Origin of the sequence: Streptomyces sp. NPDC007264, from assembly GCF_042869095.1 — a bacterium.
Classification (GTDB): domain Bacteria; phylum Actinomycetota; class Actinomycetes; order Streptomycetales; family Streptomycetaceae; genus Streptomyces.
Map to the genome: position 1 here is coordinate 63,234 of NZ_JBIAFD010000014.1, position 15,791 is coordinate 79,024.

General features: G+C 72.2%; 13 protein-coding genes and 1 pseudogene. 8 read left to right on the forward strand and 6 right to left on the reverse strand.

What is annotated here, in order from left to right; all coding sequences use genetic code 11:
• Positions 1-935 precede the first annotated feature (935 nt).
• From ACFYMU_RS23525 to ACFYMU_RS23535, 3 genes are all read right to left on the reverse strand, one after another.
• Positions 936-1,727: a hypothetical protein gene (locus tag ACFYMU_RS23525; protein WP_388376391.1), complete on the reverse strand. Its 792-nt coding sequence runs from the start codon at positions 1,725-1,727 to the stop codon at positions 936-938.
• 387 nt (positions 1,728-2,114) lie between these two features.
• Positions 2,115-2,327, reverse strand: a complete 213-nt coding sequence (locus tag ACFYMU_RS23530) for a DUF397 domain-containing protein (RefSeq protein WP_388376393.1) — start codon at positions 2,325-2,327, stop codon at positions 2,115-2,117.
• Positions 2,263-3,156, reverse strand: coding sequence for a Scr1 family TA system antitoxin-like transcriptional regulator (locus tag ACFYMU_RS23535; protein ID WP_388376396.1), 894 nt, complete (start codon positions 3,154-3,156; stop codon positions 2,263-2,265). Before ACFYMU_RS23535 ends, ACFYMU_RS23530 begins: the two co-directional genes overlap by 65 nt.
• A 151-nt stretch (positions 3,157-3,307) precedes the next feature.
• On the opposite strand from ACFYMU_RS23535, the gene ACFYMU_RS23540 reads away from it, so the two are divergent.
• Together ACFYMU_RS23540 and ACFYMU_RS23545 are read left to right on the forward strand one after the other, a co-directional pair.
• Positions 3,308-3,526: a hypothetical protein gene (locus tag ACFYMU_RS23540; RefSeq protein ID WP_388376399.1), complete on the forward strand. Its 219-nt coding sequence runs from the start codon at positions 3,308-3,310 to the stop codon at positions 3,524-3,526.
• On the forward strand, positions 3,523-3,927 hold the full coding sequence (locus ACFYMU_RS23545) for an ATP-binding protein (protein ID WP_388376402.1): 405 nt from the start codon (positions 3,523-3,525) through the stop codon (positions 3,925-3,927). Before ACFYMU_RS23540 ends, ACFYMU_RS23545 begins: the two co-directional genes overlap by 4 nt.
• A 96-nt stretch (positions 3,928-4,023) precedes the next feature.
• On the opposite strand, the gene ACFYMU_RS23550 is transcribed toward ACFYMU_RS23545, so the two are convergent.
• Positions 4,024-4,236 (reverse strand): hypothetical protein, encoded by a 213-nt coding sequence (locus ACFYMU_RS23550; protein ID WP_388376404.1) that lies wholly within the window; start codon positions 4,234-4,236, stop codon positions 4,024-4,026.
• A gap of 211 nt (positions 4,237-4,447) precedes the next feature.
• Positions 4,448-7,390 carry a BTAD domain-containing putative transcriptional regulator gene (locus ACFYMU_RS23555; RefSeq protein WP_388376407.1) on the reverse strand — a complete coding sequence of 981 codons (2,943 nt, stop codon included), beginning with the start codon at positions 7,388-7,390 and terminating at the stop codon, positions 4,448-4,450.
• 217 nt (positions 7,391-7,607) lie between these two features.
• Between ACFYMU_RS23555 and ACFYMU_RS23560 the strand changes: the two genes are divergently transcribed.
• The 6 genes and pseudogenes from ACFYMU_RS23560 to ACFYMU_RS23585 all read left to right on the forward strand — a co-directional run bounded on the left by ACFYMU_RS23560 (position 7,608) and on the right by ACFYMU_RS23585 (position 15,207).
• Positions 7,608-8,864: an amidohydrolase family protein gene (locus ACFYMU_RS23560; protein WP_388376410.1), complete on the forward strand. Its 1,257-nt coding sequence runs from the start codon at positions 7,608-7,610 to the stop codon at positions 8,862-8,864.
• A gap of 20 nt (positions 8,865-8,884) precedes the next feature.
• On the forward strand, positions 8,885-9,790 hold the full coding sequence (locus ACFYMU_RS23565; RefSeq protein ID WP_388376669.1) for an LLM class F420-dependent oxidoreductase: 906 nt from the start codon (positions 8,885-8,887) through the stop codon (positions 9,788-9,790).
• 8 nt (positions 9,791-9,798) lie between these two features.
• Entirely contained in the window at positions 9,799-10,575 is a 777-nt protein-coding gene (locus ACFYMU_RS23570) for an SDR family NAD(P)-dependent oxidoreductase (RefSeq protein WP_388376413.1), read from the forward strand.
• A 107-nt stretch (positions 10,576-10,682) separates the two neighbouring features.
• Positions 10,683-11,801 carry an LLM class flavin-dependent oxidoreductase gene (locus tag ACFYMU_RS23575; protein WP_388376416.1) on the forward strand — a complete coding sequence of 373 codons (1,119 nt, stop codon included), beginning with the start codon at positions 10,683-10,685 and terminating at the stop codon, positions 11,799-11,801.
• Positions 11,802-12,025: 224 nt separating this feature from the next.
• Positions 12,026-13,759: pseudogene (locus ACFYMU_RS23580) on the forward strand (amidohydrolase family protein); the annotation flags it as partial.
• A complete protein-coding gene (locus tag ACFYMU_RS23585; protein WP_388376419.1) occupies positions 13,756-15,207 on the forward strand; it encodes an aldehyde dehydrogenase family protein in 1,452 nt (483 codons plus the stop codon). The pseudogene ACFYMU_RS23580 and the gene ACFYMU_RS23585, both read left to right, overlap by 4 nt.
• Positions 15,208-15,381: 174 nt before the next feature.
• On the opposite strand, the gene ACFYMU_RS23590 is transcribed toward ACFYMU_RS23585, so the two are convergent.
• Positions 15,382-15,777 carry a nitroreductase/quinone reductase family protein gene (locus tag ACFYMU_RS23590; RefSeq protein WP_388376422.1) on the reverse strand — a complete coding sequence of 132 codons (396 nt, stop codon included), beginning with the start codon at positions 15,775-15,777 and terminating at the stop codon, positions 15,382-15,384.
• Positions 15,778-15,791 lie beyond the last annotated feature (14 nt).

Below are 15,791 nucleotides of genomic sequence, written 5' to 3' on the forward strand. Positions count from 1 at the left end.
GTTGGCCGGGCGGGACGCATGGTGGTGATGTGGCCGTCGGGGTCGCCCGCTTCTTTGCCAGTGTCGTGCTTCCGCGGCCCGAGTAAAGGGCGCTCCACTCCGCTGCGCTGCGTTGCGCGTCGGCTTCGCCGATCGGCCTCCGGCCGACCCTTGACTCGGCCCGCTCCAGCACGGGGGAGAAGCGAGCGGGCGACCGGGGGAGGAACGGGTGTCCAGGGGGGTGGCACGTCTGTGGGCTGGGCTGTGCCCGGGGGTAGGGGGCGCATCCTCGCCTCACCTGCACGCCGGGCCGTTTCGGCGGCTTGCGGTGGGTGGGTGAATGGGGGCGCGATCCGATCAGGGCGACACGCCGGGCGGTTCGGCGGCGCACGGTAGGTGGATGCCCGGGCCCGGCACATGCTCCCTCACTGGCCACACCAGCCTCATCCGTCGTCCGAATGGCGGTAATTGGAGCGTTTGTCCCATCAGGCGGCCTAGTGGCCATCGCCTTTGGGCCTCCTGCGTGGCACAAATCCTCCAATTGCAGCTCATCGCCACCGACTCAGCGGTCAGCGGTGCCATGTGGGGCACACTTCCGCTCACTCACCGCATGCCGCCGAACCGGCCCGGCGTGCCGCCCTCCTCCGATCGCGCCCCACCCACCCATCCACCGCAAGTCGCTGAACCCACCCGGCGTGCGGGCGAGGCGCAGGTGCGCGCCTCGCCCGGCTCCCGGGCACAGTGCGGCCAAGCAGGCCTGCGGCCTACCCGGGCACCCGTTCCTCCCCCGGTCGCCCGCTCGCTTCTCCCCCGTGCTGGAGCGGGCCGAGTCAAGGGTCGGCCGGAGGCCGATCGGCGAAGCCGACGCGCAACGCAGCGCAGCGGAGTGGAGCGCCCTTTACTCGGGCCGCGGAAGCACGACACTGGCAAAGAAGCGGGCGACCCCAACAGCCACATCACCGCCACTGGGGAGCCGGAGCATGCCCCCACCGGGCCTCGGGCGCCGGCCTGGATGCGTCGGCTGTGAGGGCGGCGCGGATGTCCCGGATCATGTGGGCGGGGCGGTGGAAGACGTCCTCGGCGGTGTAGCGGAGGAGGCTTCGGACCTCGGGGCACTGGAGGATCTGGTTGAAGCGGGCGACGTCGCGGCGGTGGGAGTCGCGGGTGCCGTGGTAGGCGTAGCCCTCGATCTCGATCGCCAGCCCTTTCTCCCGGAAGAGGAAGTCGAGGACGACTCGACGGCCGGCCGGAGTGAGGAGTTCGGCCTGGGACTCGGGGCGGAGCCCGGCGTCGTACAAGCGCAGCCGGGCCATGGTCTCGGCCGGCGAGCCGGCGCGTGGGTCGCACAGCCGAAGCCACGAGCGCGCCCGGACCGCCGCCCTCTTGGGCGTGACCTCGAGGGCGGCGGAGACCGAGTCGAGATCGATGAGCGGCGCTCGGCGGACGCTGCCGACCCGGCGATAGGTGAGGGCCGACTCCAAGGCGACGAGTGCGTCGTCCCTGGGGCCGGTCCGCAACAGGTCGGTGAGGGTGCGTACCGCGCCGGTGACCCGGAGTCCCCGTCGCTCCGTCACCTCTCCCGGGTGGAGGGACGCGCGGTGCACACGTACGTCCTTGGCCGCCGGCCGGTGGATGCGCTCGGTGTCGGTGAACTCCAGCGGCGTACCAGAGGCGGAGGCGGAGGCGGAGGCGGGGGCGGGGGCGAGGGTCTCGATCCGCCACAGTGCGGCCGCGGAACGGTGGCTCACGACGAGTCGGGGAGCCAGAAGCTGCACTGCCCGGAGTCGTGTGAGAAGGTCCGTGGCGCACTCCGGCTCGGTCCAGGCGCCGTTCCTGAGCCGAACCCAGCCCTCGCTCCTGAGCGCCCGCGCTAGGCTCTGCCGCGGCCATCCGGCGTCGACCGCACGCGAGGTGAGGAGGACTCCCCCCTCGGTGAGTTCCCGCAACGCCCTCCGCTCCACGTGCCCACGGTCGCAGAACAGCGGAACGGATCCCAGCCCTGTGGATAAGTGGCCCTTCGGGATGGGGCGGCCGGGAATTGGAGGGCCGGGGGCGGTGGAGGGTGCCCGGCGGAGGGGATTTGGGATGACGGAACGGACGGCCCCCATCCGTTCATGGCCGGCCCCGGGCGAGGGTCAGTGCTTGAGGGAGGCGAGGAAGGGGGCCCAGGCCGGGGTGCTGAAGAGGAGTACGGGGCCGTCCTCGGCGCGCTTCGAGTCGCGGACGGGGACGGCGTCGGGGAGGGCGGGGAGGGGAGCGGCGACCTCCACGCAGTAGCCGCCGTCACCGTTGCTGTGGCTGCTCTTCCGCCAGTGGGCGGTGCCCAAGTCCACGGTGGAGCTTGCCATCCCGGTAGTCCTCCGCTGCCTGTTCGATGATCTCGAGGGACGCGCCCGGTGGCAGAGCGGCGGCCCTGAGGCGATCGTATGCCTTGGAGTACTGCCTCACAGTGCCGGGATCGTCGATGACCTGACCGCTGTACATGCCCTCGGTGTACATGAGGGGCGGGGCGTCATGGAAGGTCAGGAGCCTCGTCGTGCCCATCATGAACGGGTGGGTGTCGCTGTTCCACGGAAGGATCTGTGGAATGAAACGTCGGTGTCGGGCGACTTCGACGATGTGGGCGAGCTGTTCGGCCATCTGCTCGGCGTCGAGGATGGGGCGCAGGAGCACCAACTCGCTCATGACCACCCAGGTTTCCGGACCCGTGGGGTCCTCGAACAACCAGGACCGCTCCCGCCGGGCGGATACCTTCTCCGCCGTCCGTTCCTCGGACTCGCTCGGGTGCGTTGCATGGATGACGGCGCGGATGTACGGCTCCAATTGCAGCGGGCCCGGGATCACGTCGGGCATCCACTCCTCGATGTCCTGAGCGCGATCCTCTAGTTCGAGGACCTCGACGTAGTAGTCGGCATGCCCCTTGGCTCGGGCCTTCCGCACGTCCTCGCAGCGTCGGGCGAAGAAACCGTCGCTCTTCAGTACTCGGTCCACGTGTTCGGCCAGGTCGTGAGGCATGCGCCGTTGACCCCGCTCGATCTCACTGAGGTGACTCAGCCCGTAGAAGCTGCCCTCCGCCAACTGCTGCAGCGTGAGCCCCGCCTGCTCCCGCTTCCACCGCAACTCCTTGCCGTAGAAGCTCGGCACGCTCTCCGAGCCGTCGATGTCCTTGCGCCGCACCCCGGTCCACCCGCCGATTCCACAACTGCCCTGCACACCGAGCCCGGTTCCGCTGTTCGCGTCCGGGAAGGGAAACCCTTTTCACGGTAGGCGACACCGCGTCACTGTGTGAGTGATTCGTCACAGAGAGCACAGGAAGGTGTACGTGACCGTGCCCCCGCAACCCACCCCCTACGACACGACCCTCTGCGTGGAGGAGTTGCGCGCCGCGCTCGCCGCGCACGGCATCACGCTGCCGTCCCTCCGCGTGGACCTGCCGAGCTTCGCGGCCGAGTACCGGGGACCGGCCGGCCTGATCGCGCTCGGCAACTGCAACACCGCCACCGCGCGCAAGCTGGCGGAGGTCCTGCGGAAGGCGGCCGTTCGTTGAACGCCCCCGCACTCCCGGTCCTCCGGCTCGACATGCTCGCCCTCCCGGGCAGCGTGCCCGGACTGCGCCGCGCCGTGCGCGACCACTTGGGCGTGCCGTGCGGCGACGTCCAGCTCTGCGTCACGGAGCTCGTCGGCAACGTCATCCGGCACGTGGGGGAGGGCACCCCGGTGCGGGTCCGCGTGGTCCGTGCCGACGGACGGGTGCGCGTGGAGGTCGACGACCCCGACCCTCGGGCGCTTCCCATCCTTCTCCACGCGTCGCAGGACGACGAGTCAGGCCGCGGCCTGGCGCTCCTGGACGCCGTGGCGCTGCGGTGGGGCGTGCGGCCGTGGGCCGACGGCAAGACGGTGTGGTGCGAACTTGTTCTGGACGGTGCGGCTCCCGGGCATGAGCGGTAGTCCCGCCGGACCGCCGGACCGCCGTGCGCCGGACACACCTCGGCCGCGGCGGCTCCCCTCCGCGCCGCCGCGGCCGATCCCCGTGTACAGGAAGGTCTAGCTGGGGTCGGACGTGATGTGGGTGTTGTCCGGCGTGGTCGTGCCGCCGTCGGCGTCGGTGATGTGCGTGTTGAGCGGTTCGACGTCGGTGCCGGCCTCGGCGTCCGTGATGTGCGTGTTCAGCGGCGTGACCGTGGTGCCGGCCGCGGCGTCGGTGATGTGCGTGTTGTCCGGCGTGGCGATCGGCTCGTCGTTGGTGGTGTCGCTCATGCTGGTGCCTCCCCTTGTTGTTGCTGTCGGACTGCGAGGGCCCACCCGGTCACTCCCCCGTGGGTGACCGGGTGGGCCGCTCGGGCCGCCCAACCCTAAACCGTGAGCGCGGCGGCCTCACCGGCGGTCCGTCTGCCCCCCGACGCGACGGATCGACAAACAGAAGAGTGCCTGATGGCGATAAACGAACGATGAACGTCCGGCGCGCGCGTCACGCGGCCGCGGCGGGAGCGAGCAGCGCCTGCACTTCGGCGGCTTCGGGCGAGTTCAGCCTCTCGAAGATCTCGAGTGCCTCGCGCCAGCAGACCTGGGCCCGCCCCGACTGGCCGACCCTGATCAGGGCCTTGCCGAGAACCGTGAGCACGTTGCCCCGGCGCCATTCTCCGCCGATGCCCCTGAGCATCGCCAAAGCCATCTCGGCGTTGGCCGCGGCCTGTGCGCTGCGGTGGGCGAGGAGGTCCACCTCCGCGAGGCGGAACAAGGTCATGCCCTCCCACAGCCGTTGGCGGCTGGCGCGAAAGACCTGGAGGGCGTCCCCGAGACGGGCGGTCGCATCGGACAGCCGGCCGTTCTTGCTGAGGGCCATGCCCAGCGCGTAGTGGCCGTTCGCCGCCTTCAGCGAGTGTCCGAGGGCCTCGTACATCTCCGTGCCCTGGTGGGCGAGGACCACCGCGCTGTCGGCGCGGTCGGTCGCCAGGTGCAGGCGTGAGAGGTTGCACAGGGCCGCCGCCGTGCCCGACAGGTCGCCGCACGCACGGAAGTCCTTGATGGCTCGTTCCAGGTACTCCTCCGCCTCCGTGTAGCGGTTCTGGTAGAAGGCGAAGGCCCCCAGGATGTTCGCCGCCCAGCAGCAGGGCAGCGGGTCCCCGGACGCCTCGGACAGCCGGAGGACCTCCCGCGCCTCCTGATTGGCCTGGTCGAAGTACCCCGACCAGTGCCGGGCGTTGGCCAGGACGAGGTTGGCCCGGCCCTCCGCGCGGCCGTCGGACAGGGAGCGCGCGGCGTTCCGCAGGGCCGTCGCCGCCGTCTCGTACTCCTTGGAGTTCGCCCCCGACTCCGCCAGGTCCACCGTGGCCCACAGCAGGTCGACGGCGCGCCTGAGCCGGGCACGGTCGGAGGACTGCCGGACGCAGGCGAGCAGGGACACCGCCTCGGAGTAGAGCCAGTCCTGTGCCGCGCGCCGGTCCGGGAAGACCAGCCCGGCCGTACGGGCCGTCTCCAGGTGGTCCACCAGCCGGTCACCGGGCCGCTCGATGGCGTAACCCTCGGCCGCGGTGGCCAGGTAGAAGTCCAGCAGCCGCGACATCGCCGCGTCCCGCTCGCTCGGCGGGTGCTCGTCGCGTTCCGCGCAGGCGCGCGCGTAGAGCCGGACCAGGTCGTGGTAGCGGTAGCGGCCGGGGGCGGCCGATTCCAGGAGGGAGGTGTCCACCAGGGACTCCAGTACGTCCTCGGTGTCCTCCACCGGCAGGTCGAGGACCGCGGCGGCCGCCGCCAGGGAGATGTCCGGGCCGTCCGCCAGGCCCAGCAGGCGGAAGGCGCGCGCCTGCGCCGGCTCCAGTTGGCCGTAGCCGAGTTCGAAGGTGGCCTTCACCGCGAGGTCGCCGGCCTGGAGTTCGTCCAGCCGGCGGCGTTCGTCCGCCAGCTTCGCCGCCAGGACCGACACGGTCCAGGTGCGGCGGGCGGCCAGGCGGGAGGCCGCGATACGGATCGCCAGCGGCAGGAAGCCGCATGCCGCCACCACGTCGAGGGCGGCCTCGCGTTCCGAGGCCACTCTCTCCTCGCCCACGATCTTGGTGAACAGCGCCAGGGCCTCGTCGGGGGACATCACGTCCAGGTCCACGAGGTGCGCGCCCGCCAGGTCCACCATCCGTACCCGGGAGGTGATCAGGGCGGCGCAGCCCTCCGTGCCCGGCAGCAGGGGGCGCACCTGGGCGGCGTCCTTCGCGTTGTCCAGCAGGACCAGGACGCGGCGGCCGTCCAGGACCGAGCGGTACAGCGCCGCGCGCTCCTCCAGCGAGTCCGGGATCGCCGAGTCCGGGGTGCCCAGGGCGCGCAGGAACGCGCCGAGGACCGTCTCCGGCTCGGCCGCCCGGGCACCCGCGCCCTGCAGGTCCACGTACAGCTGGCCGTCGGGGAAGGCGCCGCGGGCCTGGTGCGCCACGTGGACGGCGAGGGTGGTCTTGCCGACGCCCCCGATGCCGGCCAGTGCCGAGACCGCCATGACCCGGCCCTCGGCCGAGGCGAGGACGTCGCTCAGCTCGCCGACGAAGGACGCCCGGCCGGTGAAGTCGGGGACGGTGGCGGGGAGCTGGGCGGGGCGGACGGGGGCCGGGGCGGGCTCGGGTGCCGGGGCCGAGGGCTCCGCCAGGCCCGGGTCCGCCTGCAGGATCCGCTGCTGGAGCTCCTTGAGGCCCTGGCGGGGGTCGACGCCGAGTTCGTCGGCCAGCAGGCGGCGCGTGTCGGCGTACACCGCGAGGGCCTCCGCCTGGCGGCCCGAGCGGTACAGCGCCAGCATCAGCAGCTCGCGCAGCCGTTCGCGCAGCGGGTGCGCGGCCGTCAGGGCGGTCAGTTCCGAGACCGCCTCCGCGTGGCAGCCCTGCTCCAGGTCCATGTCGAGGCGGGACTCAAGGAGTTGGAGGCGCCATTCCTCCAGGCGGGTGCGCTGGGTGTCCGCGTAGGGGCCGGGCACGCCGGCCAGCGGCTCACCGTTCCACAGTGCCAGCGCGTCGTTCAGCGCCCGCCGGGCGTGGCGCAGGTCCCCGGAGTTCTTGGCCTTCTCCGCCTGCGTGGCCAGTTCCTGGGCCGCGGAGAGGTCGAGGGCGCGGGCGTCGTGCAGGCGCAGCGCGTATCCGCCCGACTCGCTGACCAGCACCCCGGGGGAGAGGATCTTGCGCAGCCGGGAGGCGTACGTCCGCACGGCCGCCAGCGCGCGCGGCGGCGGCTCGTCGCCCCACAGCGCGTCGATCAGCTCGGAGGCCGTCGCCGTGCGTCCCTCGCGCAGCAGCAGTGCGGACAGCAGGGCGCGTTGCTGCGGCGAGCCGGTGGCCAGCAACTCCTCCCCGCGCCAGGCGCGCACCGGTCCGAGCAGGCCGAAGCGCAGCGTCGCCGATTCCTCGGGACCCCGCTGCTCCGGCACTCGCGGTACACCGTCCATCGCTGCCCCCTGGCCCCCTGCCGAGACGTTCACAACCAAGAGGCCAGTTTGCCTTGTTCATGGCGGATACGTCAGCCGTGCGAGACGGCGATCACAGGCCGCCGTACGGTGCGTCACAAGGTTCACACATGCTCTCCCCACCTCGGCCGGGCCCTTGCGGAAGCCGAGGAGGCCACGATAGCTGACGGACCGTCAGATCAGCGCTACCGTGACCGGCATGGAGACCTCACGGACCAACGCCGCCTTTCCACGGATCATCTCCGTGGACGACCACACGGTGGAGCCCCCGAACGTCTGGCAGGACCGGCTCCCGAAGAAGTACCGGGACATCGGGCCGCGCATCGTCCGCGCGCCGCTGAAGGAGATGACCTTCCTCGGCGGCAGGTTCGCCCCCGTCATGGGCGGGCCGGGCGACGACGGCCCGCTCGGCGACTGGTGGGTGTACGAGGACCTGCACCGGCCCCTCACCCGGCTGGACACCGCCGTCGGCTACAGCAGGGACGAGATCAAGCTGGAGATCATCACCTACGAGCAGATGCGTCCGGGCTCGTACGACGTCCCCTCGCGCCTCGCCGACATGGACGTCAACCACGTCCAGTCCGCCCTCTGCTTCCCCACCTTCCCGCGCTTCTGCGGCCAGACGTTCACCGAGGCCCGGGACCGCGAGCTGGGTCTGCTCGGGGTGCGCGCCTACAACGACTGGATGGTGGAGGAGTGGTGCGGGCCCGAGGCGCACGGCCGGCTCATACCGCTCACCCTCGTGCCGCTCTGGGACGCCGAACTCGCCGCCGCCGAGGTGCGCCGCAACGCCGAACGCGGGGTGCGCGCCGTCGCGTTCTCCGAGATACCGCCCCGGCTGGAGCTGCCGTCCGTGCACACCGACGCCTGGGACCCGTTCCTCGCCGCCTGTGACGAGACCGGCACCGTGATCGCCATGCACATCGGCTCCAGCAGCACGATGCCGTCCACCTCCGCCGACGCCCCGCCGGCCGTGGGCTCCACCATCACCTTCGCCAACTGCTGCTTCTCGATGGTCGACTGGCTGATGAGCGGCAAGTTCGAACGCTTCCCGAACCTGAAGGTGATGTACGCCGAGGGCCAGATCGGATGGATCCCCTACATCCTGGAGCGCGCCGACGTCGTCTGGGAGGAGAACCGCGCCTGGGGCGGGGTCGCCGACAAGGTCCACCGCCCGCCGTCCGAGCTGTTCGCCGAGCACGTCCACGGCTGCTTCTTCGACGACGCCTTCGGTCTGCGCAACCTCGACGCCATCGGCGTCGGCAACGTGCTGTACGAGACCGACTACCCGCACTCCGACTCCACCTGGCCCAAGTCCCGGGAGGTCGGGGAGGCGCAGATGGAGCATCTGGACGCGGACGTGGTCGACCGGATCGTCCGGCGCAACGCCATCGAGCTGCTGGGACTGACGGAGGACGGCCTGTGGGCCGGGCCGGGCGGGGGTGGTCCCCGGTGAGCGGGCCCCTGCGGTACGGGATGCAACTGCCCGTCCAGTCCCAGAGCGCGATGTACGCCGAGCCCTGGGAGGCGGACGCGGGCGCGGAGGACCTCGTCGCGGTGGCCCGGGCCGCCGAACGCGCCGGGTTCGACTACATCGCGAGCTGCGACCACGTGGCCGTCCCGCGGCGGCTCGCGCCCGCCATGAGCACCGTCTGGTACGACCCCGTCGCCACCCTCGCCCACCTCGCGGCCGTCACCGAGCGCGTGCGGCTGCTCAGCCATGTCGCGATCGTCGGGCTGCGGCATCCGCTGGTGACCGCCAAGCAGTACGCGACCCTCGACCACCTCTCCGGCGGACGGCTCGTCCTGGGCGTGGGGGCCGGGCACGTGCGGGAGGAGTTCGAGGTGCTCGGGGTGGACTTCGGGCGGCGGGGCGCCGTGCTCGACGAGGCGATCGACGCCCTGCGGGCGGCGCTGGGGCCGGAGGAGTTCCCGGAACACCACGGCAAGGAGTACGACTTCGCGGGGCTGGGCCAGCGGCCCCGGCCCGCCCAGCCCCGTGTGCCCGTGTGGGTCGGCGGCTCCTCGCCCGCCGCGGTGCGCCGGGCCGCGCTCAAGGGCGACGGCTGGCTGCCGCAGGGCGATCCGCGCGAGCGCCTGCCCGAGCAGATCGGCCGGCTGCGGCGGCTGCGGGCGGAGGCGGGCATCGAGGACCCCCTCACCATCGGCGCGATCACCGAGCCGCTGTACGTCGGCGAGCCCGGCTGGGACGTCGGGCGGCGGACCGTCAGCGGTGCGCCGGAGGCGATCGCCGCGTCGCTGCGCGCGTACGGCGCGATGGGCGTGCACCAGATCCAGGTGCGGTTCCGCAGCTGCGGCCGCACCGAACTCACGGACCAGATAGCAGCGTTCGGGGCCGAGGTCGCCCCCCACCTTGACTGAGGAGAACCATGGGCAAGCTGGACGGGCGGGTCGTCATCGTCACCGGGGCGGCGCGCGGGCAGGGCGAGCAGGAGGCACGGCTGTTCACGGCGGAGGGCGCCCGGGTCGTCCTCGCGGACGTGCTCGACGACCAGGGCGAGGCGCTCGCCAAGGAGCTGGGCCAGCCGTACGTGCACCTCGACGTGTCGCGGGAGGCCGACTGGACGGCCGCCGTGGCCGCCGCGAAGGAGGCGTACGGGCGCATCGACGGGCTGGTCAACAACGCGGGGATCCTGCGTTTCAACGCCCTGCTCGACACGCCCCTGGAGGAGTTCATGAGCGTCGTCCAGGTCAACCAGGTCGGCTGCTTCCTCGGCATCAGGGCCGTGGCGCCCGAGATCGCCGCGGCCGGCGGCGGCACCATCGTGAACACCGCCTCGTACACCGCGATGACCGGGATGGCGGCCGTGGGCACGTACGCGGCGACCAAGCACGCCATCCTCGGGCTGACCAGGGTCGCCGCGCTGGAGCTGGCGCGGCAGCAGATCCGGGTGAACGCCATGTGCCCGGGAGCGGTGGACACGCCGATGTCCAACCCGGCCCGGCTGGATCCGGACGCGGACCCGGAGGAGACGTCCCGCGCCCTGGACGAGCTGTACCGCAGGCTGGTGCCGCTCGGCCGGGTCGGGCGGCCGGAGGAGGTGGCGAGGCTGGCCCTCTTCCTCACCTCCGACGACTCCTCGTACATCACCGGGCAGCCGTTCGTGATCGACGGCGGATGGCTGGCCGGCGTCTCCATTATCTGACTTGGCGTCAGCTATTGACGCTCCAACCGGGCGGTGCCACAGTCGGCGGCAGCTGGATCTGACGGTACGTCAGAAAATTTGGGATCTCGTGGGGACGGTGAACCTCCTTGGAATTCGGGCTCTTTGTACAGGGATACGTGGGCAAGCGGGCCGAGACCGATCCGCTCGCGGAGCACAAGGCGCTGATGGAGGAGACCGAGTACGTCATCCAGGCGGACAAGTCCGGCTTCAAGTACGCCTGGGCCTCCGAGCACCACTTCCTGGAGGAGTACTCGCACCTCTCCGCCAACGACGTCTACCTCGGCTACCTCGCCCACGCGACGGAGCGCATCCACCTGGGATCCGGGATCTTCAACCCGCTCGCCCAGGTCAACCACCCGGTCAAGGTGGCCGAGAAGGTCGCCATGCTCGACCACCTCTCCGGGAACCGCTTCGAGTTCGGCAGCGGGCGCGGCGCGGGCAGCCACGAGATCCTCGGCTTCCTCCCCGGCATCACCGACATGAACCACACCAAGGAGATCTGGGAGGAGACGATCGCCGAGTTCCCCAAGATGTGGCTCCAGGACGAGTACCAGGGCTTCCAGGGCAAGCACTGGTCGCTCCCGCCGCGCAAGGTGCTGCCCAAGCCGTACGGGAAGTCGCACCCCGCGATGTGGTACGCCGCCGGGTCGCCGCCCTCGTACGCCATGGCCGCGAAGAAGGGCCTCGGGGTGCTCGGCTTCAGCGTGCAGAAGGTCTCCGACATGGAGTGGGTCCTCGAGCAGTACAAGACCGCGATCGTCGAGGCCGAGCCCGTCGGGGACTTCGTCAACGACAACGTGATGGTGACGACCACCGCCGTCTGCGCGCCCACCCACGACGAGGCGATCCGGATCGCGATGAACGGCGGACTGCACTACCTGCCGTCCCTCGTCTTCCGCTACCACGACACCTTCCCGCGCCCGGAGGGCTTCCCCGTCTGGCCCGAGACGCTCCCCGAGTACACCGAGGAATTCCTCGAGCTGCTCATCGAGGAGGAGCTGCTCATCTGCGGTGACCCGGACGAGGTGCTCACCCAGTGCAAGAGGTGGGAGCAGGCGGGGGCCGACCAGCTCAGCTTCGGGCTGCCGGTCGGGATCCCCAAGGAGGAGACCCTCCAGTCGATCCGGCTGATCGGCGAGCACGTCATCCCGAAGATCGACACGGACCCGGTGCACCGCACGACCCGGTTCCGCCAGAGCGCCTGAGCGCCTGAGCGCTCCGCGGGAGGTCCAGTGCATCACCCGCGGGTCCGTCGTGGCCGGTCGCGCAGTTCCCCGCGCCCCCTTCGGGGCGCTGCCGAACCGCACCGGACTTCACCCGGCCCGCCCCGACCGGCCCGACCGGCCCGACCGGCCCGACCGGCCCGACCGGGCCGGGCCGGAGACCGGAGAAACCCACAAGCGGCGCAGAGCGGCCGAAGGAGGAAGGCGTCATGCTCGACCACGTCATCAGGGGCGCGACCGTCGTGGACGGGACGGGCGCGCCCGCCCACACCGCGGACGTGGGCATACGCGACGGCCGCATCGCGGCCGTCGGCCGGATCACGGAGGAGGCCGCGAGCAGCGAGGACGCCGGCGGCCTCGTCCTCGCCCCCGGCTTCGTCGACCCGCACACGCACTACGACGCCCAGCTGTTCTGGGACCCCTACGCGACCCCGTCCCTGAACCACGGCGTCACCACCGTCGCGGCCGGCAACTGCGGCTTCACGCTCGCCCCGCTGAACCCGGCGCGGCCCGAGGACGCCGACTACACCCGCCGGATGATGTCCAAGGTGGAGGGCATGTCCCTGGTCGCCCTGGAGGAGGGCGCCCCCTGGGACTGGCACACCTTCGGCGACTACCTGGACGCGCTGGAGGGGCGCATCGCCGTCAACGCGGGCTTCATGGTGGGGCACTGCGCGCTGCGGCGGTACGTGATGGGAGCCGACGCGGTCGGCGGGCAGCCCACGCCCGAGCAGCTCCGGGCCATGGTCCGGCTGCTCCACGAGGCCATGGACGCGGGCGCCTGGGGCCTGTCCACCACCCAGTCCTCCACGCACTCCGACGGCGACGGCGATCCGGTCGCCTCCCGGCACGCGCGGCCGGAGGAACTGCTGGCGCTGTCGCGTGCCGTCGGCGAGCACGAGGGCACCCAGATCGAGGCGATCGTCGCCGGCTGCCTGGACCAGTTCAGCGACGCGGAGATCGATCTGTTCGTCGAGATGAGCGCGACGGCGGGACGCCCCCTGAACTGGAACGTCCTGACCATCGACGCGGCCGTCCCCGAACGGGTGCCGCGCCAGCTGACCGCGAGCGAGCGCGCGCGGAAGGCGGGCGGCCGGGTGGTGGCCCTGACCATGCCGATCCTCACGCCGATGAACATGTCGCTCGGCACGTTCTGCGCGCTCAACCTGATCCCCGGGTGGGGGCCGATCCTGGGCCTGCCCGTGCCGGAGCGGATCGAGAAGCTGCGCGATCCCGGCGTCCGCGCCGAGATGCTGCGGCGCGCCGCCTCCAAGGAGGCGGGCGTCTTCCGGCGGCTGGCGAACTTCGGGCGGTACGTCATCGGGGACACCTACAGCCCGCGCAACGAGGGCCTCACGGGCCGGGTGGTGCAGGACATCGCGGCCGAACGCGGCCAGGACCCCTTCGCGTGCCTGGTCGAGATCTGTGCCGACGACGGGCTGCGCACGGTCCTGTGGCCGATGCCCCCCGACAACGACCCCGCCTCCTGGGCCCTGCGGGCCGAGACCTGGCGGCACGAGGACGTCATGCTGGGCGGCTCGGACGCGGGCGCGCATCTGGACCGCATGTGCGGGGCCCCGTACACCACCCGCTTCCTCGGGGACTGCCTGCGCGGGCGCGGGCTGGTGCCGTTGGAGCAGGCCGTGAAGATGCTGACGGACGATCCCGCGCGGCTGTTCGGGCTGCGCGGGCGCGGCCGGGTGCGGGAGGGCTTCCACGCGGACCTCGTCCTGTTCGACCCGGAGCGGATCGACGCCGGCCCGGCCACCCTGGTGCACGACCTGCCGGGGGACAGCCCGCGGCTGGACTCCCGGGCGATCGGCGTACGGGCGGTGTGGGTCAACGGCGTCGCGGCGATCCGGGACGACGTGGTCACCGGGGCCGTGCCCGGCAAGGTGCTGCGCTCCGGACGGGACACCAGGACGGTGGGCACCGCATGAGCGACCGGCAGCGGCTGTTCGTCGGCGGCGCGTGGACCGAGCCCGACGGCGGCCACTACGAGATCGTGGACCCGGCGAGCGAGGAGACCGTCGGGTGGGCGCCTCAGGCGTCGCGGGAGCAGGTGCACGCGGCCTGCGCCGCCGCCCGGGAGGCCTTCGGGCCGTGGTCGAGGACGGCACCGGAGGAACGCGCCGCCGTCCTCGCCCGCGCGGCGGACGTGATGCGGCGCAACCTGGTGCCGTACGCCGACCTCGCGCGGGCGGAGAGCGGCGCCACCACCGGTACGGCGCGCGGGATGCAGGTCGGCGTAGCGGTCGCCCGCTTCAGCCGGTACGCGCGCGTGGAACCGGCCGAGGTGCCGCTGCCGCCGCAGATCAACGAGGCGGGACCCTTCGGCCCGGCCGCCGTCATGGGTGCGCTCGCGGTGCGCCAGCCGGTCGGCGTGGTCACCTGCATCACCTCGTACAACAACCCGTGGGCCAACCCGGCCGGCAAGGTGGCCCCCGCGCTGGCCATGGGCAACACGGTGGTCGTGAAACCGGCGCCGCAGGACCCGCTGTCGGTCTACCGCATGGCCGAGGCGCTCCAGGAGGCGGGCGCACCGCCCGGCGTGGTGAACGTCGTCAGCGGCTCCCGTCCCGAGGTCGGCGAGGCGGCCGTGGACAGCCCCGACGTCGACATGGTCAGCTTCACCGGCTCCACCGCCGTCGGGCAGCGCATCGCCGAGGTGTGCGGCCGGTCCATGAAGCGGCAGCTGATGGAGCTGGGCGGCAAGGGCGCGGCCCTCGTCTTCGACGACGCCGACGTGGACGCGGCGGTGGCCGGGATCGGGACCACGTTCTCCTTCTACAGCGGGCAGATCTGCACGGCGCCGACCCGGGTGATCGCGCAGCGGGGCGTGTACGACCGCCTGGTCACCCGGCTCGCGGCCTACGCCCGCCGGCTGCCGGTGGGGGATCCGCGCGAGCGGGCGACGGTGGTGGGTCCGGTGATCTCGGCGACGCACCGGGACCGGATCGAGTCGTACGTCGAACTGGGCCGCAAGGAGGGCGCACGGGTGGTCGCCGGAGGCGAACGCCCGCGGTCGGACCGCGGTTTCTACGTCGCCCCGACCCTCCTCGCCGACTGCGGCCCCGACATGAGGGTGGTCCGCGAGGAGATCTTCGGGCCGGTCGTCGTGGTCGTCCCCTTCGACGAGGAGGACGAGGGGATCGCCCTCGCCAACGACAGCGACTACGGCCTGATCGACTACGTCTGGTCGGGGGACGTGGCCCGCGCCTTCCGCGTGGCGCGGCAGCTGCGGGCCGGGGGAGTGGGCGTGAACACCGTCGGCCGCAACATGGAGGCGCCGTTCGGCGGCTTCAAGAAGAGCGGCGTCGGCCGCGACGTCGGCTCGTACGCCCTGCACGCCTACAGCGAGCTGCAGGCGATCGTCTGGCCGGGGTGAGGGGGAGAGCCCGTGCGGGCCGAGCGGGCCCGGCGAAGTCCGGTGCGGTTCGGCGGCGCCCCGAAGGGACGCGGGGAACCGCGCGGCCGGCCTCCCCCAAGCTCTCCACCACGTTCGAGCAGGGGGCACCCCGATCGGACCCGCGGGTGATGCACCGGACTTGCCGCGGAGCGCTCAGCCGTCCAGGTCCACCCGCACCGTCAGCAGCCGTCCCCCCAGCGCCCGTACCGCCGTGCTGTTGAGGCGGGGCAGCGTCCTCAGCCGGGCCACGGGGTCGTCGTCGGGGAGCAGATGGGCCGTGCCCGTGTGCCAGTGGCCCCGGATGCGGACCCGGACCCGGGGGTCCGCCCGGATGTTGCGGACGTACTGGGACCTCTCGCCGTACTCGGAGACGAGCCAGAACGCGTCGCCGACGCGACGGCCGCCCACCGGGGTGGGCCGCGGCAGGCCCGAGACGCGGCCCGTCGTCTCCAGGAGCGTCTGGAACGGCAGCCGGCGCAGCAGCGGATTGCCGATCCGGCGCTGGAACGCCGAGACCACGCGGTACTTGCGGTCGGGGTTGCGCGTCATGGTCTCCCGCACTC